The sequence below is a fragment of the Variovorax sp. DAIF25 genome (genome assembly GCF_050711835.1).
In the GTDB taxonomy this organism is placed as follows: domain Bacteria; phylum Pseudomonadota; class Gammaproteobacteria; order Burkholderiales; family Burkholderiaceae_C; genus Variovorax.
Genome location: NZ_CP136637.1, coordinates 816,830 through 834,721 on the forward strand (window position 1 = coordinate 816,830; position 17,892 = coordinate 834,721).

The 17,892-nt window shown below is 69.8% G+C and carries 17 protein-coding genes; 6 read left to right on the forward strand and 11 right to left on the reverse strand.

Annotation, left to right across the window (positions count from 1 at the left end; translation table 11 throughout):
• Window positions 1-86: 86 nt before the first annotated feature.
• The 7 genes from R0232_RS37905 to R0232_RS37935 form a co-directional block, all read right to left on the reverse strand.
• Window positions 87-986 carry an alpha/beta hydrolase gene (locus R0232_RS37905; protein WP_431514329.1) on the reverse strand — a complete coding sequence of 300 codons (900 nt, stop codon included), beginning with the start codon at window positions 984-986 and terminating at the stop codon, window positions 87-89.
• Window positions 986-2,491 carry a GMC family oxidoreductase gene (locus R0232_RS37910; protein WP_431514330.1) on the reverse strand — a complete coding sequence of 502 codons (1,506 nt, stop codon included), beginning with the start codon at window positions 2,489-2,491 and terminating at the stop codon, window positions 986-988. Before R0232_RS37910 ends, R0232_RS37905 begins: the two co-directional genes overlap by 1 nt.
• A complete protein-coding gene (locus tag R0232_RS37915; protein ID WP_431514331.1) occupies window positions 2,488-3,102 on the reverse strand; it encodes an isochorismatase family protein in 615 nt (204 codons plus the stop codon). The genes R0232_RS37910 and R0232_RS37915 overlap by 4 nt, the downstream gene beginning before the upstream one ends.
• A gap of 270 nt (window positions 3,103-3,372) precedes the next feature.
• Window positions 3,373-3,690 carry a toxin-antitoxin system YwqK family antitoxin gene (locus tag R0232_RS37920; protein WP_431514332.1) on the reverse strand — a complete coding sequence of 106 codons (318 nt, stop codon included), beginning with the start codon at window positions 3,688-3,690 and terminating at the stop codon, window positions 3,373-3,375.
• A gap of 62 nt (window positions 3,691-3,752) precedes the next feature.
• Entirely contained in the window at window positions 3,753-4,892 is a 1,140-nt protein-coding gene (locus R0232_RS37925) for a CaiB/BaiF CoA transferase family protein (protein ID WP_431514333.1), read from the reverse strand.
• A gap of 38 nt (window positions 4,893-4,930) precedes the next feature.
• Entirely contained in the window at window positions 4,931-5,779 is an 849-nt protein-coding gene (locus R0232_RS37930) for an HpcH/HpaI aldolase/citrate lyase family protein (protein ID WP_431514334.1), read from the reverse strand.
• 10 nt (window positions 5,780-5,789) lie between these two features.
• A complete protein-coding gene (locus R0232_RS37935) occupies window positions 5,790-6,767 on the reverse strand; it encodes a Bug family tripartite tricarboxylate transporter substrate binding protein (protein WP_431514335.1) in 978 nt (325 codons plus the stop codon).
• A gap of 62 nt (window positions 6,768-6,829) precedes the next feature.
• On the opposite strand from R0232_RS37935, the gene R0232_RS37940 reads away from it, so the two are divergent.
• The 4 genes from R0232_RS37940 (at window position 6,830) to R0232_RS37955 (ending at window position 10,524) form a co-directional block, all read left to right on the forward strand.
• On the forward strand, window positions 6,830-7,576 hold the full coding sequence (locus R0232_RS37940) for a GntR family transcriptional regulator (protein ID WP_431514336.1): 747 nt from the start codon (window positions 6,830-6,832) through the stop codon (window positions 7,574-7,576).
• Window positions 7,577-7,716: 140 nt separating this feature from the next.
• Complete coding sequence (locus R0232_RS37945) at window positions 7,717-8,688, forward strand: tripartite tricarboxylate transporter substrate-binding protein (RefSeq protein WP_093347169.1); 972 nt, start codon at window positions 7,717-7,719, stop codon at window positions 8,686-8,688.
• A 14-nt stretch (window positions 8,689-8,702) separates the two neighbouring features.
• Entirely contained in the window at window positions 8,703-9,059 is a 357-nt protein-coding gene (locus R0232_RS37950) for a hypothetical protein (protein WP_431514337.1), read from the forward strand.
• Window positions 9,060-9,201: 142 nt separating this feature from the next.
• Window positions 9,202-10,524, forward strand: a complete 1,323-nt coding sequence (locus R0232_RS37955; protein ID WP_431514338.1) for a hypothetical protein — start codon at window positions 9,202-9,204, stop codon at window positions 10,522-10,524.
• Window positions 10,525-10,530: 6 nt separating this feature from the next.
• On the opposite strand, the gene R0232_RS37960 is transcribed toward R0232_RS37955, so the two are convergent.
• From R0232_RS37960 to R0232_RS37970, 3 genes are all read right to left on the reverse strand, one after another.
• Complete coding sequence (locus R0232_RS37960) at window positions 10,531-11,334, reverse strand: alpha/beta fold hydrolase (RefSeq protein WP_431514339.1); 804 nt, start codon at window positions 11,332-11,334, stop codon at window positions 10,531-10,533.
• Between the two features lie 133 nt (window positions 11,335-11,467).
• Window positions 11,468-13,702, reverse strand: a complete 2,235-nt coding sequence (locus tag R0232_RS37965) for a hypothetical protein (protein WP_431514340.1) — start codon at window positions 13,700-13,702, stop codon at window positions 11,468-11,470.
• 51 nt (window positions 13,703-13,753) lie between these two features.
• A complete protein-coding gene (locus R0232_RS37970) occupies window positions 13,754-14,257 on the reverse strand; it encodes a hypothetical protein (RefSeq protein ID WP_431514341.1) in 504 nt (167 codons plus the stop codon).
• Between the two features lie 271 nt (window positions 14,258-14,528).
• On the opposite strand from R0232_RS37970, the gene R0232_RS37975 reads away from it, so the two are divergent.
• Both R0232_RS37975 and R0232_RS37980 read left to right on the forward strand, forming a co-directional pair.
• The gene (locus R0232_RS37975; protein WP_431514342.1) at window positions 14,529-14,936 is read left to right on the forward strand and encodes a hypothetical protein; all 408 of its coding nucleotides are present in this window, start codon (window positions 14,529-14,531) and stop codon (window positions 14,934-14,936) included.
• Window positions 14,929-15,396 (forward strand): YybH family protein, encoded by a 468-nt coding sequence (locus R0232_RS37980; RefSeq protein ID WP_431514343.1) that lies wholly within the window; start codon window positions 14,929-14,931, stop codon window positions 15,394-15,396. The genes R0232_RS37975 and R0232_RS37980 overlap by 8 nt, the downstream gene beginning before the upstream one ends.
• Before the next feature lie 15 nt (window positions 15,397-15,411).
• On the opposite strand, the gene R0232_RS37985 is transcribed toward R0232_RS37980, so the two are convergent.
• On the reverse strand, window positions 15,412-17,706 hold the full coding sequence (locus tag R0232_RS37985; protein WP_431514344.1) for a TonB-dependent receptor: 2,295 nt from the start codon (window positions 17,704-17,706) through the stop codon (window positions 15,412-15,414).
• Window positions 17,707-17,892: the final 186 nt, after the last annotated feature.

Sequence of the window (17,892 nt, forward strand, 5' to 3'; positions counted from 1 at the left end):
GTGTCTTTCGCCGATGGGTTCTTCCGAGTCCGCGGCAACTTAGCACGTTCCGCGCACACCGGCCACGCGCGGACCCGGGCAAAGGGTCAGGCGTTCCAGTGGCGCGACACGAACGCAGCCGCGCGGTCGAGCGCCTCGCGCGCGCTGGCCAGCTCGCGGGTGTTGAGCTGGAACACGTGGTGCATGCCCTGCCACTCCTCGAGCTCGAACTGCGCGCCCGCCTTGTCGGCCGCCTCCGCGAGACGGCGCGAATCGTCGCGCAGCACCTCGTCCGAGCCGACCTGGACCAGCGTGGGCGGCAGGCGCCGCAGGTCGGCATCGAACAGCGGCGAGCCGCGCGGATCGCTGGCCGGCGCGCCGCCCAGATAGGCCGCGGCCGAAGCGCGCAGGTAGCCGACGTCGAGCAGCGGATCGCCGACGGCCAGTTCCTGCGCGCTCGCGCCGCTCAGGCTCAGGTCGGTCCAGGGCGAGAACGCGACCAGCGAGGACACGGCGATGCCCTGCCTCGCGGCCTCGAGCACGGTCGCGAGCGACAGGCCGCCACCGGCCGAGTCGCCCACCACCGCCACCGCGCCGAAGCGCGATGCCAGCCCCGCGAGCGTGCGCAACGCGAGGTCGCGCGCGGCGGGCAGCACGGCCTCGGGCGCCAGCGGGTACTCGAGCACGAAGGCCGGCACGCGCGTGCGTGCCGCGAGCTGGCTGGCCAATCCGACATAGGCGTTCGCATGGCCCAGGCCATAGCCGCCGCCATGGATGAACAGCAGCGCGCGCCCGGGCACGGCCTGCGCGGGCTCCACCCACCAGCCGGAAGCGGCTTCGTCGACGGCCTCGCGCGCCGCGACTTCGGAAGCGGTGGGCGTCTGCGCGATGAAGCGGTCGTAGATGTCGCGCGGCGTGCCCGGCGCGGTGGACCAGAAGCGGCCGAACTCGAGGCGCAGCGCGCGCGCCGCGGCGATGTCCTGGGGATCGATGGGAACGAGGGCCATCAGCGGACTCCGAAGCCGTGGCCCGCGAGATGCCAGGCCATCATCATGGTGGTGATGTTGGGCGGCGCGCTCGGTGCCCTGGGCATGATCGACGCATCGATCACGAACAGGCCCGGCACGCCGTGCACGCGCCCGCCGCCATCGACCACGCCCTGGCCGGGCGGTCCCATGCGGCAGGTCGAGGTCGGGTGCGCATAGCCGTCGAGCTGCTGCTCGATCGCGCGCTGCAGGTCGTCGCCGTCCGAGAACTCCGGCCCCGGCGCCATCTCGGCCGCGACCATCTGCGCGAACGGCGACTGCCGCCCGATCGCGCGCGACAGCCGCACGGCCTCGAGCATGCGCGCCATGTCGCGCGGCGTGCCCAGCAGGTTGTAGCGGATGCGCGGCGCGCTGCGCGGATCGCGGTCGGCCAGCTCGAGGCTGCCGGTCGCCTCGGGTTGCGTCACCGACACCGCCAGCACGATCGCGCCGCCCGTGGGGCTCAACGCCGGGTCGAACAGGTGGGTGGCCGAGATGTGCAGATCGAGGTCGCCGGGCTCGGCCTGCGAGGACGCGGCCCAGAGGATCGCGCCCGCCGCGGGATGCATGCCCGCCGCCTCGGGCGTCAGCGCGTAGACGTTGTAATAGAACGGATGCTCCTGCAGGCCCTGCCCCACCGGCAGTTCCGCCACCAGCGGAATGCCCAGCGACGCCAGGTGCGGCGCGGGACCGATGCCCGATCGCATGAGGATCGCCGGACTGCCGAAGGCGCCCGCGCTGAGGATCACCTGGCCCGCGCGATGGCTCCGGCCCTCGGCATCGACCACGCCCACGGCGCGGCCTTCCTCGAACAGCACGCGGTCGATCTCCACGCCGCCGCGGATCGTGAGGTTGGGCCGCGCGCGCACGTCCTCGCCGAGGAAGGCGATGCCGGTGTTGATGCGCCGCCCCGAGATCACGTTGAGCGGATAGGGCGCGACGCCGGCCTGCTGCTCGCCGTTGAAGTCCGCCACGCGCGCGAAGCCGAGCGCGGCCGTCGCATCGACGAAGCCGTTGAGCGCAGGCGTCAGCTCGTCGCGCCGGCGATTGCGGATCGGCAGCGGACCCGCGCGGCCGCGCAACGCGTCGTCGCCGTCGGGCGTGTTCTCGATCGCCTTGAAGGCCTCGAGCAGTTCGGGCCACTGCCAGCCCTCGATGCCGAGCGCGCGCCACTTCGCGAAGTCCTCGGGCCGCGAGCGCATCGCCACCGCCGCGTTGACGGCCGAGCTGCCGCCCAGCGTCTTGCCGCGCGGTGCATGGATGCTGCGTCCCGCGAGGCCGGTCTCGGCCTGGTAGCCCCAGTCGTGGCCATCGGGCCCGCCGGCCGTGTCGGCATCCGCGAGGTCGCGCGGAAACACGTTCGGCCGGTAGGCTTCGCCGGCCTCGAGCAGCAGCACCTGGCGCGCGGGATCGGCGCTGAGCCGATGCGCGAGCACCGCGCCCGCCGAGCCGCCGCCGACGACGATGACGTCGAAGGCAGCGCTCATCGCGCCAGCGCTCCGGCCACCTGGCCCATCAGCACCGCGAACGGCATGTCGAGCGCGGCATACACGTCGAGCGCCTTCGGATCGGCGTTGTCGCCCATGATCTCGACCATCAAGGTCGCGTAGTCGGAGATCTCGATGCCGAGCGTCGTCAGGCGCGCGATGCCTGCCTCGCGCTTGGCGGCCGAGAAGGTGCCGCAGGCGTCGATGGCGACGATCGGCTGGTAGCCCTCCTCGCGCGCCGAGATCGCCGGCAGCGAGGCGCAGACCTCGAAGGACAGCCCCGCGATGATCAGATGGTCGCGCTTCGTCGCCTTCACGGCCTCCACGAAGGGCGGGTAGTCCCAGGCGTTGACGGTCGAGCGGTCCATGATCTCGCCGCCGCCCAGGGCTTCCTTGAGCTCGGAGGCCGTCGGCCCCCACATGCTGTCGCGCGCCGTCGTCACCGCGACGATCGGCAGGCCCAGGACCTTGGCCGCCTTCGCGAGGCCGACGACGTTGTGCTTGAGATCGCTGACCGTCATGTCGCGCACGCCGGTCATCAGGCCGACCTGGTGATCGATGAGCAGAACGGCGGTGTTGTCCCGCGTCATGCGGGTGCGTTGGGTTTGCATGGGGTGTGACTCCTGGCGATGGTTGGTGCGGGTTCGAAACGTGAGGCATTCGAACGGATGCGCCAGGCAGGGTCAACGAGATCGGCGGGGATCGGGGCTGGAAGGATCTTCCAATGGGTTGGAGGGTGGAAGAGGTTCCAATGGGACGGATGCTTTTGCCGGGATCACCTGCTGCCGCAGGGAGCGCCGATCGGAACAGGGAAGCTCATGACGCAGCACGCCAACGTCGTCTTCTCGCAGGGATCGACGGCCTCGGCGCGGCCTCTGCGCTCAAGCGTCGTGGCTCTCGCTCGGCCCTTCAGTCCCATCCGCATTCCAGAAGCGCCACATGCCGACTTCACGCCCGTCGCGATAGTGGCCCTCGGAGGCCGGCCGGCCATCGGGATGGAAGTCGCGCCAGAGCCCGTCTTCCTTCCCGTCGACGTAGTGGCCTTCCGATACCACCGTGCCATTCTCGTGATAGGCCACGAACAGGCCATGCCGGATCCATCGCGTCCTGTCGGGCGACATCACCCTCGTGTAACGGAATCGGATGGCTCCAGATTCGTAGGGGATCTCGGCGATGTTGAGGTCGGGGTCGGCGGTCATGTCGTACGAGGGAGAAAGCGTGCGTCGATCTCAGTCTAGCAACCGCCGAAGCACTCTCCGCGTCAGGTTCGCTCGCCCCGCCTACCCACGACCTGCACCGTATGCTCCCCCAGCATCGGCGCCCTCGCCTCCCGCTTCACCCCGCGCTCGCCATTGAAGCGGATCGGCTCCACCACCGCGCGGTAGCTGCCCAGCGTGGGATGCGCATGCGTCGCCAGCAGCCCCTGGTGGGCGACCTGCTCGTCGTCGAACACCTCCTCGATGCCGCGCACCACGGTGCACGGCACGCGCGTGCCGAAGATCGCTTCCCATTCGCGGGCGCCGTGCCGCATCAGCGCGGCGCGCAGTTGCGGAACCAGCTCGGCCTCGTTGGCCTTGCGCAGGCGCATGTCGGCAAAGCGCGGATCGCGCGCCAGATGCGCGAGGCCCGTGAGCTCGCACAGTGCCTCCCAGAACGGCTGGGTCTGGGCCTGCAGGTAGACGTAGCCTTCGCGCGTGGGGTGGATGCCCGAGAGCGCGCCGCCGCGCAGGTCGCGATCGACGCCGGGGCTTTCGCCCTCGGCCCACACCATGCGGCCCGCCTGCATCGCGAGCGCCGCTTGCAGCAACGAGGTATCGACGCGTTGCGGCAGGCCCGTGCGTTCGCGCTGGAACAGCGCGGCGCAGATGCCGGTGGCGATCAGGCTCGCGCCGTAGAAGTCCACGGCCGATCCCCAGACCACGCGCGGCTCGTCGCCCGGATAACCCTGCGCCTTGGCGATGCCGGTGCGGCATTGCAGCACCTGGTCGAAGCCGGGGCGCTGGGCCTGCGGGCCATCGGGGCCATAGCCGGTGAAGCTGCAATAGATGAGGCGCGGCTGGATCGCGGTCAGCGTGTCGCAGTCCAGCGCCAGCCGCTCGGCCACGCCGGGGCGGAAGTTGTGCAGCACCACGTCGGCCTGCGCCACGAGCCGGTGGCAGGCCTCGCGGTCCGCGGGCTGCTTGAGGTCGAGCACGATGCTGCGCTTGTTGCGGTTCACGCCGATGAAGGCGCGGCTCTCGCCGGGCAGGGTCGAGGGGTAGTAACGCATCGGGTCGCCCTCGGGCGCCTCGATCTTGATCACGTCGGCGCCCAGGTCGCCCAGCAGGCTCGCGCCGTAGGGGCCCGCGATGTAGGTGGTGAAGTCCAGTACCTGGATGCCGTCGAGTATCTGTTGCGCCATCGATGTCGTCGTTTCGGGTCTTGTGGTGTGAAGAAGGCTCAGGCGAGCAGACGGCGCGCGCGATCGACCATCGGGCGATCGATCATGCGGCCATCGAGCCGCAGCGCGCCCAGGCCCTCGGCGTCGGCCCGGGCATGCGCCTCGAGCACCTTGCGCGCCTGTGCGATCTCGGCCTCGGTGGGCGCGAACACGCGGTTGAAGACCCGCACCTGCGCCGGATGCACGGCGGGCGTGCCGCCGAAGCCGAGCCGGTGCGACAGCCGCGCCGCGTCTTCGAGCGCATCCAGGTCGTCGAGCTCGGCGATGGAGGCGGCCAGTCCCCAGCAGGCCAGGCCCTCGGCAGCGGCGCACATGGCGACGCGCGCGGCCGCGGGCACCAGCAGGTCGGCATGCGGCGGCCGGCCGATCGCGGCCGCATAGTCCTCGGCGCCGAAGCCCAGCGCGCGCAAGGCGGGATGGGCCGCCGCGATCGCATCGGCGCGCAGCACGCCGCGCGGGGTTTCGATCAGCGCGACCAGCGAGCGCGGTCCGTTCGAGCCGCGCTCGCGCGCATGCCGCTCGAGGTGGACGACCGCCGCGCGCACCTCGCTCGGCGACTCGACCTTGGGCAGCATGACGGCATCGACGCCCGCGGCCACGCAGGCCTCGAGGTCGGCGTCGAGCAGTTCGGCCTCGGCATTCACGCGCGCCATCAACGGCAGGCCGGTGCCGCGCAGCGCGCCGGCCGCGTGCGCCAGCGCAAGGCGCGCCTCGGCCTTGCGCTGCGGCGCGATCGCGTCCTCGAGATCGAGGATCAGTGCCTGCGCGCCGCGCTCGCCCGCGCGCGCGAAGAAGCGCGGCTCGAGCACCGGCACGAACAGCGCGCAGCGAATGCGGTGGGCGTCCATCGGCGGCTCCTCAATCGGCGGTGATGCCCAGGCGGGCCACCACGCCTTCCCACACCGGTGCGTCCTTCAGCATCTGGGTGCGGAAGCTCTCGACCGGCATCACCAGCGGTTCGGTCTCCATGCTCGCGAACTGGGCCTTGACCTCGGGCGAGGACATCACGGCCGCCATCTCGGTGCTGATGCGCTCGACGATGGGCGCGGGCAGCTTCGAAGGACCGAACAACCCGCCCATGGTGTTGAGCGTGAGGCCGGGATAGCCGAGCTCGGCCATCGTCGGCACCTCGGGATAGGTGGCCAGGCGCTGCGCCGAGGTGACGGCCAGGGCCCGCAGCCGCCCGCCGCGGATCAGCGCGCCGGCGGCGATCGGCGAGTCGGTCGAGAACAGCACCTGCCCACCCGCGAGGTCGGCCAGCGACTGCCCGCTGCCCTTGTAGGGCACGTGGGTGGCCTTGGCATTGACCTGCTGCAGGTACATCTCGGTCGCCAGGTGCGTCAGCGTGCCGGTGCCGGAGGACGAATAGCTCGATGGCGCCGCGGCCAGCCGCTTCGTCAGTTCCTGCAGGCTGCGCGGGCTGTCGGGCTGGGAGCCGACCAGCACCATGTAGGGGCTGCGCAGCGCCGCGGCCACCGCGGTGAAGTCGCGCAGGTGGAACTTCGCGTTGCGGTTCATCGCGGGCACCACCACCAGCGGCGCGGTGGTGCTCAGCAGCAGCGTGTAGCCGTCGGCCGGCTGGTCGAGCACGAACTGGTGGCCGATGATGCCGCCGCCGCCGGCCTTGTTCTCCACGTACACGCTCTGCTTGAGCCGCTCTCCGAGCTTGCTCGCGAGCAGGCGCCCGATCACGTCGCTGCCCGAGCCCGTGCCCTGCGTCACCACCAGCCGGATCGGCTTGCTCGGATAGGTGTCGGCCAGCGCCAGCGGTGCCACGCCGGCCAGCGGCAGTGCGGCGCCTGCGGACAGCGCGCGGATAAAGTCTCTACGATGCATGCGTTTGTCTCCAGTGGCGTCTGCTTCGCCTAATTAGTCGAATATTCGAATATTATCTCTTCATGGCGCATCCAACAAGTGCCGGCGCGGCGTTGACCATCCAGGACATCGTCGATGCCATCGTCCGCGAGATCGACGAAGGCCGTTATCCCGTCGGCAGCCTGCTGCCTTCCGAAGCCCAGCTGCAGGCGCAGTTCGGTGCCACGCGCTACCGCCTGCGCGAGGCCATGAGCGCGCTGCGCAAGCTCGGCGTGATCGATTCGCGCGCCGGCATCGGCACCCATGTGCTGGCGCGCAATCCCACGCCCTTCTTCGTGCATTCGCAGCAGACGCTCGAGAGCATCATGGAGGCCGCGCGCACCACGCAGCTCAAGCTCGAGCGCGCCGGGCTCGTCCCCGCCGACGAGCAATTGGCCGGCCTGCTGCAGGCCGAGCCGGGCAGCCAGTGGCTCTTCCTCGACACGCTGCGCTACCTGCGCGGCGAAGCGCGCCCCACCGGCGCGCTGTGGCTCTACATGCGGCCCGAGTTCGCGGGCGTGGCCGAGCGGCTGGAAGCATGGAACGGCCCGGTCTTCAAGCTGATCGAGCGGCTCTACGGCGTGGGCGTCGCGGTGGTGGAACAGGAGATCGACGCGGCGCCGCTCGAATCGCGCCTGGCCGAGCGCCTGGATGCAGTGCCCGGCTCGCCCTGCCTGCAGGTCACGCGCCACTGGTTCGACGGCGCGGGCAAGCTGGTGCAGTGCTCGGTCGGCCTCTATCCGCAGGGGCGCTCGCGCTACCGGTCGCGGCTGCCGCTCGCTAGCCTCTGAGTTCGAACGGCCGGGCATCGGGCGCCACCGATGCCCAGGCTGTCGGTGTTCACCTAAGGTGACCGCCTTAACAACCAGGCGTCTTCTGCGCGGCGTGGGTGGGCTATAGCATTTTCGGCTTCACCCACAACGAGACATCAATGAAGCGCCTGTTCACGATCGCGATCGCGGCCCTCGCCGCCCTTCCTGCGTTCGCCGAGTATCCCGACAAACCGATCATGATCGTGGTGCCCTTCGCGGCCGGCGGCCCCACCGACAAGGTGGCGCGCGACTTCGCCGAGGCGCTGCGCAAGCCGCTGGGCAACGTGGCGATCACCATCGACAACACCGGCGGCGCCGGCGGCACGCTCGGTGCCGCCAAGGCGGCGCGCGCGGCCAACGACGGCTACACGCTGATGCTGCACCACGTGAGCATGGCGACCTCGCCCTCGCTGTACCGCAAGCTGCCCTACAAGACGCTCGAGGGCTTCGAGTACCTGGGCCTGATCAACGAAGTGCCGATGACGCTCATCAGCTCGAAGTCGGTGCCCGCGAACAACTTCACCGAGCTGCGCAAGTGGCTCGAGACCAACGGCAGCAAGACCAACCTCGCCAACGCCGGCATCGGCTCGGCCTCGCACCTGTGCGGCCTGATGCTGCAGAGCGCGCTGAAGATCGCGCCGCAGACCATCCCCTACAAGGGCACGGCACCGGCCATGACCGACCTGATCGGCGGCCAGGTCGACATCATGTGCGACCAGACCACCAACACCACCGCGCAGATCGAGGGCAACATGGTCAGGGCCTATGCCGTGACCACGCAGCAGCGCCTGAAGACGCCGGTGCTGGCCGCCCTGCCCACGCTCGACGAGAGCGGCCTGAAGGGCTTCAACGTCAGCATCTGGCATGGCCTGTTCGCGCCCGCGGGCACGCCCAAGGCAGTCACCGACAAGCTCAATGCGGCGCTGAAGGTGGCGCTCAAGGACCCGGCCTTCATCAAGAGCCAGGAAGGGCTCGGCGCCGTGATCATCACCGACGCCCGCGTCAACGGTCCGGAGCACAAGAAGTTCGTCGAGACCGAGATCGAGAAGTGGGGCGCGGTCATCAAGGCGGCCGGCCAGTACGCGGACTGAGCATGGACCGCGCCATGACGACGAATCCGAACCGCCTGCGCCTGCGGCTGATCGCCCTGGCGGCGCTGGCGCCGCTCGCGGGCGCCGCCGCGGCCGCCTCGCCGAAGTTCTCGGTCGAGCTCGTGGGCGGCCGCATCAAGGGCGACGACACGCTGAAGGTGCACCAGGGCGACCAGGTGCAGATCAGCGTGGTCAGCGACCAGCCCCTGGTGCTGCACCTGCACGGCTACGACATCGAGGCCCAGGTGACGCCCCCCGCACCGGCGCTGCTGAGCTTCAAGGCCAGCCTCGCGGGCCGCTTCCCGGTGCACGAGCATCGCCACGGCCCGGGCAACCACCGCGCCGTGATGTTCATCGAAGTCCATCCCTAGGCGCGCCCTGAAAACGCTTCGCTTCGGGACCGGTCTCGCGATCGCGTGCGCCTCGGCCGGTGCGCAGGCGCACGGCTTCGGCCAGCGCTTCGACCTGCCGCTGCCGCTGTGGCTGTGGCTCACGGGGGCCGGCGCGACCCTCGTGCTGACCTTCGCGGCGCTCGCGCTGTTCGCGCGGCGCCACGACTTCGGTTCCTCCTTCCTGCGCGACACCGACCTGCTGCGCTTCGCGCCGCTGCGCCGGATCGCGCATCCGCTCGCGGTGGTGCTGCGAACGCTGGGCTGCGCGCTGTTCGTGCTGACACTGGCCACCGGCTTCCTCGGCAATTCCGATGCCTATGCGAACCTGATCGTCACCATGGTCTGGGTGCTGTGGTGGGTCGGCATGGCCTTCTTCTGCGCACTGGTCGGCGACCTGTGGGAGATCGTCAATCCGCTGCCCACGCTGTACCGCGCCGCCGCGCGCCTGGTCGGCGGCGGCCGCGAATCGCTGGGCCTGCGCTGGCCCAAATGGCTGGGCGCCTGGCCGGCGGTCGCGCTGTTCTTCGCCTTCGCCTGGACCGAGCTGGTGTGGCAGGACAAGGACCTGCCCTCCGCCCTCGCCGGCGCCCTGCTGGGCTATGCGCTGCTGAGCTGGGCCGGCATGCTGCTGTTCGGCGTGGAGGCCTGGCGCCACCGGGCCGATGCCTTCGCGATGGCCTTCCGCGTGCTGGGCCGCTTCGCGCCGCTCGAGCTGCGCGGCTCGACGCCGACCGAGCCCGCGCGCCTGCGGCTGCGGCCCTACGGCGCCGGCCTGCTGACGACCGAGCCGGTGCCGAACTCGGTGGCGGCCTTCGTGCTGCTGATGCTCGCGACCGTCACCTTCGACGGCTTCCACGAAACCCCGCTGATGGACCGCATCGGCACCGCCGCCCAGACCTCGCGCACGGTCGCCGAGGCGCTGTTCACGCTGTCTTCCGCGACCGGCATGGACGAGACGCAATGGCTCAACAGCGTCATGCTGCTGCTGTTCCCCGTGGCCTTCGTGCTGATCTTTCGCGCCGTGGGCGCGTGGATGCTGCGCCTGGCCGGCAGCACCGAACGCGCGGCCGTGAATGCGATGGTCTGGAGCCTGGTGCCGATCGCCGTGGCCTACCACCTCGCCCACTACGCCTCGCTGCTGCTGACGACAGGGCAGTTCATCGTTCCGCTCGCCTCCGATCCCTTCGGCTGGGGCTGGAACCTGTTCGGCACGCGCGGCCGCACGGTCGACCTCGGCATCGTGAGCCCGGCCGTCTACTGGTACACGGCCGTGACGCTGATCGTCGTCGGCCATGTGCTCGCGGTCGTCGTCGCCCATGTCGAAGCCACGCGCCGCTTCGCGAACCACCGCGCGGCGATGCTGAGCCAGCTGCCGATGCTGGTGCTGATGGTGGCCTATACGAGTCTGAGCCTCTGGATCATGGCGCAGCCGATCGTGGGATGAGCGGCGTCAAGCCAAGGCGGCCTGGCGCTTCAGAAACCCCTCGACCACGCCCGCGAAGTACGACGGATGCTGCTGCATCGGGTAGTGCCCGCAATCGGGCACCACCCGCAGCTCCGAGTTCGGATGCCACGCGAGGAAGGTGTGCTTCATCGCCTCCGCATCGAGCCCCGGATCCCTGTCGCCGATGACGACCAGGAACGGCGTGTCGAGCCCCCGCGCCTCGTCGGCGAAATCGGCCGTGACCAGCATGTCGAGGTAGCGCCTGCGGCATGCGGGCGCCACCGCCTCGCGGTGGTGCTGCAGCTTCTCCTCGACCCATTCGTCGGGCAAGCCCCCGCCGACGAACTTGAACAGTCGCCGAAGCGCGTCATCGTCGTCGGCCGTGCTGGCAAAGAAGGCCAAGGCCTCCGGGCTCAGCCTGTTGCCGGCGGCTGAAACCGGGCACGCGGCGATCGCGCTCGCGATGCGCGAAGGCGCGTCCGCCGCGAGGCGCTGCGTGACCATCCCGGTCATCGAATGACCGAGGACATGGAAGCGCCGCCAGCCGAGGCGGTCGGCGAGCGCGAGGCAGTCCGCGGCGATCTCCTTCACCGTGCACTCGCCCGGCAGCGCGATCGACAGCCCATAGCCGCGCAGGTCGGCGAAGACATGGGTGAACGCCTGGCCGTCGAGCCAGGGCAGGAGCGCGTCGTAGTTCGCGTGGTCGCCGAGCCAGTCGTGCAGGACCAGCACGGGGATCGGCCCATGGCCATGCCGGGCGTATCCGAGGCCGGCGTGCGATGCGGGGCGAATCTCGAGGGCTGCTTTCATCTCCGGGTTCCATGGAAGTTGCGGAACAAAAAGAAAACGCCCTCCCGGCGAACCGGGAGGGCGTTTTGAAAGTGCCGCGATGCTATCGACCGCGCGGGCGAAGGTCAACAGGCATGCGCGGTCCTTCGCATCTTCAGCTCTTGAGGTTCGCCACCGTCAGCTTCCCGCCGCTCTGCAGGTAGCCATTGGTCGTGAACGAGCAGCCCTCGGTGCAGCTCAGCGAGAAGAAGCCCTTGTTGCCGCCGTTGTCGGTCACCTGCAGGCGGAACTTCGCGGGCTGGCCGTCGAAGCTGCCGTCGGCGTCGATCTGCACCGAGTTGCTGGTGGCCGTGACCTGCGCGCCATCGGCGTCGATGGCCGAGCCCAGGCGCGTCACCGCGCCCAGCTGCACCTTGTTGCCCAGGCCTTCGATGCTCAGGCTGACGCTAGCGCCCTTGCTGTCGCGGCCGGCCTTCAGCGCCACCGTGATGTCGCCCTGCGCCGTCGCCACCTTGCCGCTGACGTTCGCGCTGCGGCTCATGCACGGGTTGTACTGCGGGTTGGTCAGCTCGAGCGAGACCAGGCCACCCTGGTTCCAGCCGGTGTAGTAGAGGCAGTTCTCGGCGTCGTAGCGCGGGTCGGGACGGGTGAAGTCCATCTTGCTCGGCGTGTTGCGCCGCGCGACGTAGTAGCCGATCTCCTTCGGGCTGGTCGGATCGGTCCAGTCGGCGAAGCGGATGCCGCCCGATGCGGCCGCGTAGACGGCCACGCGCATGTGGTTGCGGTCGTCGAAGTTCAGGTAGTGGACCATCGGGACGTTGCCGCCCTCGGCCACCAGCGTCGGGCAGACGCTGGCCTTGTTGGCATCCTGCTCGTAGGTGCCGACGATCTTCGGATGCTTCTCGTCCGAGATGTCGATCATGCGGCCGAAGCTCTGCTGCTTGCACTGGTTCGGCAGGCCGTTGGTGTCGCTGGTCGTCAGGGCGTACGACTCGTCGGTCGAGACGATGTACTCCTTGCCGTTGACGTGCCGCACCCATTCGGTGGCGTGCGTCGCGGCGGTCGAGGTCATGCGCGCATAGCCGCCCTGCTCGAACTCGGGGTTGGGCTGCTGGTCGCACCACGAGAGGAAGCTGACGTACTTCAGCTTCGGATCGGCCGCGCGCTTGACGATGTCGCTCGAGTCCATGATCAGCAGGCCGTTGGCGCAGGTCTGGTCGCGCCAGAAGGTGGTGGTGGGCGTGGGCAGGTTGCCGGCCACCTGGCCGCCGCCGCCGTACACCGCGAGATAGAGCCGCGTGCCGTCGGGGTTGGTGCTGACGTCATGGATGTTGGTCGCCGCCATGATGCGCCAGTTCTTGTTGTTCTTCACCTCGTCGGGCAGCTGCGAGCGGTTCCAGCTCAGCAGCAGCTTCGGGTTCTTCGGATCGTCGAGGTTGGTGATGTGCAGGTCGACGCGCTTGTTGTCGATGGTGTAGTTGGCGAAGTTGTCGTCCGTGGGCGAGGTGCCGCCGGTGATGAGCGTGGTGCCGCCGTCCTTGGCCGTGGTGCCGAAGGGCACGCCGTACCAGGTCTTGCCGTCGGGCGAGAGCCAGCCATCGTGGTGGCCGCCCGAGGACTGGTAGCTCGCGTTCAGCGGCACCGGGTGCAGGCAGTCGCTGACGTCGTAGACGTCCACCATCTTGTTGTCCTTGTAGCCGGCCACCAGCAGGTCGCCCGACAGCTCGAGGCCCGAGTAGGCTTCGAGCGCGGCCGGGGTGCGCAGGATCTTGCCGTTCGGATTGACGGGCGTGGCGGCGGTGGTTTCCTCGCCCCACTTGTTGGTGCTCGTGGTCTTGACGCTGGCCGACGGCGCGGTGCCGACGACCGTGGTGTCGCCGCTCGCGGGCACGACCTGCATCTTCGTCGGCGTCTTCATGTCGAACACGATGATGCCGGTGGTCAGCGCGGCATCGCCGCCGGCCGCGCCATCGCGGTTGGAGGCATAGGCGCAGCGCGTCGAGCCCTTGGCCTTGATCTGCAGGTCGCCGAAGGCGCCGCGGCCGAACAGCGTGTTCTGCGCGACCTTGCGCGCGCCGCACCAGTAGCCCTGGAAGCCATCGGGATTGGCGGTGGCGTCGTACATCGCCGACTTGGGGATGTGGCCATTGACGCCCGGCTCTCCCTGGTCCCCGGGGCCGGGCTCGCACAGCCGCGGCGGTGTCACGTAGTCCTGGGCCACCGGCCCGGTGTCGGTGGGCGGCTGGTCGGTGGACCCCGCGGGTGGCGGCGCGGAGCCGACGATGAGCGGCGCGCTGTCGTTGCTGCCGCCGCACGCGGCGAGCAGCAAGGCGCTGGCGAGGGCGCCAACCAACAGCAGGTTGGCTCTGGGGGCTTGTCTTCTCTTCATGGTTCTTCTTTCTCTGTCAAAAAAACACGGGGCCAGGGGAAAGTCTTCGCGTCAATGTCCGAAGGGGGCGGGGTCTCCCGCGAATGCCGGTTCCACGTCCGGCTCCGGCGGGTGGGCCGGGCGGGAAGGCAGCGGCGATGCGACCGTGCGGTCGGTCTCGATCACGACCGACTGCCCCGCGCCCGCGAGCACGACGCTGTCGGGCTGGATCGCGCTGACGGTGAGGCCCTCGACGTGGCCACCGACACGCAGTTGCAACAGCTGCGAATCGCCGGCGCGGCGCATCAGCGCGAAGCTGTCCACGCCATCGGCCGCCACGACCGTTCCGACGAGCTTGAAGGCCGAGACCGACAGCGCGGCATCGACCGGCTTCGCGACCACCGGCACGGGCTTCGGTGCCGGCGCTATCACCGGCGTGGGAGCCACAGCGACCGGCGGCATCGGCACGACGGCCTCATCGGACGACGGCCACCACCACATGGCCGACAGCGCGACGGCGAGCACCGCCACGAGCCACCAGGGCCAGCGGATGCGATGCGTCACGGAAGCCTGCATGGATGTCGATGTGGTTGTGGAGTGGGCGCAGAGATTAGTTGTGAAAGCCCTGCGTCAGAAGACGACCAACGGTTAAAACGTTCGTCGCAGGTGAGCGCATGAATCGCATCGCGGGCCCTGCCCGGGACCCTCGCCGACACTGGCGTCGCGGCACGAAAGCCGCGTGTTTTCATCGCATGCGGACGTCGATCGCGATGCATCGTGATCCCTTGCGCGCGCGCGCCGCGTCGATAACATCGCCGGCTTCTTTGAATGGAGGCAAGGGACAGCGATGTTGCTGACGACATGGATCCTCGCCGGCGCGCGGGCCTCGGCCATGGCCGCGGCCCTGCTGCTCGCACAGCACGCGATGGCCGGCCACGACGCGGTCGATCCCGCGCTGCGGCGCTTCACGGCCAAGGTGACCGGCGTGGGCCAGGCCGGCAAGGCGGGCCGCATCGCCACCTTGCGCTTCGAGCCGATCGGCCCGGGCATGGTGGCGCCCCAGCGCAACGAGATGCGCGGCTGGCGGCTCACCTTCATCCGCGGCAAGATGTTCGGCCGCACCCTGTGGCTCAAGAGCAATACGCCCAACGAGCTCACGGTGCGCGCCACCGATCCCTCGATGGAAGGCGTGAACGCCGGCGACATCGTCATCATCGAATTGATCGACCCCAAGCTGGTCGACCCCCATGCGTAGGCTGCTGCTCACCGCCGCGAGCCTGGTCCTGGCCGCCGCTGCGGGGGCGCAGACCGTGAAGCTGCCGGCCGACGCGGTCGACGGCTTCCACGCGGCACTCAAGCGCAAGGACACGGGCGGTGCGCTCTCCTACCTCGATCGTTCATTGGTGGTGTTCGAGTTCGGCGTCACCGACCCGACGATCGAGGCCTATGCGCTGAGCCACCTGCCGGGCGACATCGACATGGCGGCCGTCTCCACCTGGACCCTGCAGGCGCGCCGCCTCGGCGGCAGCGGCAACGAGCGCTGGGTGCTCAGCACCTACCACGTGACGGGCAAGCTGCCCGACGGCAAGCCCATCGACCAGGTGATGCAGGAGACCGCGATCGTGCGCCGTGCCGGCGACAGCTTCCGCATCGTCCACCTGCACTGGTCGAGCGACAAGCTCTGGGCACAGCCGCCGCGGCCCGCCGCGCCCTGAGCGCAGCGCGGCCCCTCACAGGTCGAAGCGCAGTTCGGCCGTGTAGGTGCGTTGCGGGTACGGGTGGAAGTTCCAGTAGCGGTCGTTGTTCGCGTTGTCGATGCCGAAGGCCGCCGACCACTGCTTGTCGATCTGGTAGCGGACGCGCAGGTCCACCGTGAAGTAGCGGCTCGCCCCGAAGTAGGCGAAGGCGTTGACGTCGCTGTTGTCGAGGTTCGAATACTGCCGGCCGCTGTAGCGCGCGGCCACCGTGAAGGCCCAGCGCGCATCGGGCTTGTAGGTGGCGTAGGCCGTGGCGCGCCAGCGCGGCACGCGTGGCTGCCACTTGCCCACCGCCGCCGGAAAGGCCGCGTCGGCCACGGTCTTCGAATCGGCATAGGTCAGGCTGCCGCCGAGGTCGAGGCCCTGGATGCCGACGTCCTGCCCGGTGTAGGCAAGCTCCACGCCGGTGGTGCGCATCCGGCCGACGTTCTGCACGCGCGAGACGGTCGAGTTCGGGATCAACTGGCTGTAGAGCGCGTTCTTCGTGGTCTCGTGGAACAGCGTGGCGCGCAGCAGGCCGTTGCCCAGGTCCTGTTCGGCAGTGAGTTCGCCGGTCCACGACTTCTCGGGCTCGAGGTTCGGGTCGTTGACGAACGAGAGCGCGCCGCCCGAGGTCGCGCCATAGAGTTCGCCCACCGTCGGATAGCGCACCGCGCGGCCCACCGAGGCCTTGATCACCGTCGAAGGCGCGAGCTGGTAGGCCAGGGCGGCCTTGGGCGAGAGGTCGGACTCGCCGCGCGCGGCGTAAGGCTGCGCGCTCGTGGCCGTGGCGGTGAAGCCGTCCGTGGCCTTCCACTTCTCGTAGCGCAGCCCGAGCACGGTCTTCCATTGCGGCGCGAAGGACCATGCGTCCTGCGCCCAGGCGCTCAGCGTCTGGCTGCGCCCGCCCACCTGGCTCACGGGCGTGAACGCGGGGCCGTCCTGCCAGTCGCCGAGCACGTTGGTCTTGGCGATGACCAGCTTGTAGGCATCGCGGCCGACACCGAAGTCGACCACGTGCGCGCCGCCCACGCCCTGCGGGCGCCAGGTGCCCTTGGCCGCGAGCGTGTTCCAGCCGGTGCCGCCCTGGTCCTGCAAGGTGCCGGCACCGCCGAGGGCCGCCAGCGGCAGCGCGACCGTGGGCGAGCGCTGCGTGTCCTTGGCGTAGTCGTAGAGGCTGGCGGCCACCTCCCAGTCGAAGGCACCCTGGGTGTTGCTCTTGACGGAGAGCCCGTGCATGAAGTGCGTGGCGCGGTCCTCGGTCCACGGAAACGCCGTGGGCGCGAGCGTGAAGCTGCGCCCGCCGATGTTGACCGGCCCGCTGTAGACCGGCTGGCCGCGTGCATCGACGAGGTAGCTCTCGCTCTGCCCGCTGCCCGCGTTCTGCCACCAGCCGAGCGTGTAGCTCGCGCGCAGCGTCGGCGAGATGTCGTAGGCCAGCTTGAGCTTGGCGTGGTCCTGCACGGTGCGGTACTGCGTGCCCGCGCCGAGGATCAGCCACGGGGCGTTGGTGGTGTTGAGGCCGGGCACGGCGCCGAACACCGGCGTTCCCGCGCCGCCGGCCACGGTGGACGCCAGCGTCGCCGTGGTGAAGGTCAGCGGCTGCCCCTGGCTGTCGGTGCGGTTGACGTCGATCCACCAGGACCAGTCGCCGCTGCGGCTGCCCAGCGAGGCGCTGGTCTGCCAGCCGTTGAAGCGCTTCTTCGTGCGGTAGAGCTCGTTGGGCTGCGAGGAGAAGCCCGCCTTCACATGGGCCTCGAGCTTGTCGGGCATGCGCGTCACGTAGTCGACCACCGCGCCCGCCGAGTTGCCCGGGTACGCGGCCGAGAACGGGCCGTACATCACGTCGACCCGCTCGATCTCCTCGGCCGTGACCAGGCCCCAGCGCGGCGCGAAGTTGGTGCCGTTGGCGATGCCGTTGCCCAGGTAGTTCGACAGCAGGATGCCGTCGGCATAGACGGCCGAGCGCGCGCTGTTGCCGGTGCCCGAGGCGCGCGTGGAAAGGATCGCGTGGTTGTAGTCGCCGATGTAGCGCTTGCGCACCAGCAGGCTCGGCAGGTACTTGAGCGCGTCCTCGCTGTCAGTGGCGTTCACGCGCGTCTCGATCTCGGCGCGCGTCACGCCCTCGATGGTGGTGGGAATCTGCGTGGGCAGCGAACTCGGCCGGGCGCCGGTGACCGTGACGATGCCGAGCGACTTGGCGCGCTCGGGCGCGTCCTGGGCCATGGCATCGGTTGCAACGCAGGGAAAGGCCGCGACCAGCGCGAGCGACAGGAGGGACCTGCTCATGAAGGCCTGGCGCGATCTGTAGCGGGAAGTCGCATGTCTCTGTTCTTGTTCGGATGCGCCGGCGCCGCGGCGCGAAAGCGGCAGAGGTTAGTCGCGGCCCGTGGCGCCCCGGAAGGACATCGGCGGTTAACTCGTTCACCAAAGGTGGGCACATGTCATCGGCTCCCGATGCACCGCGAACGCCGC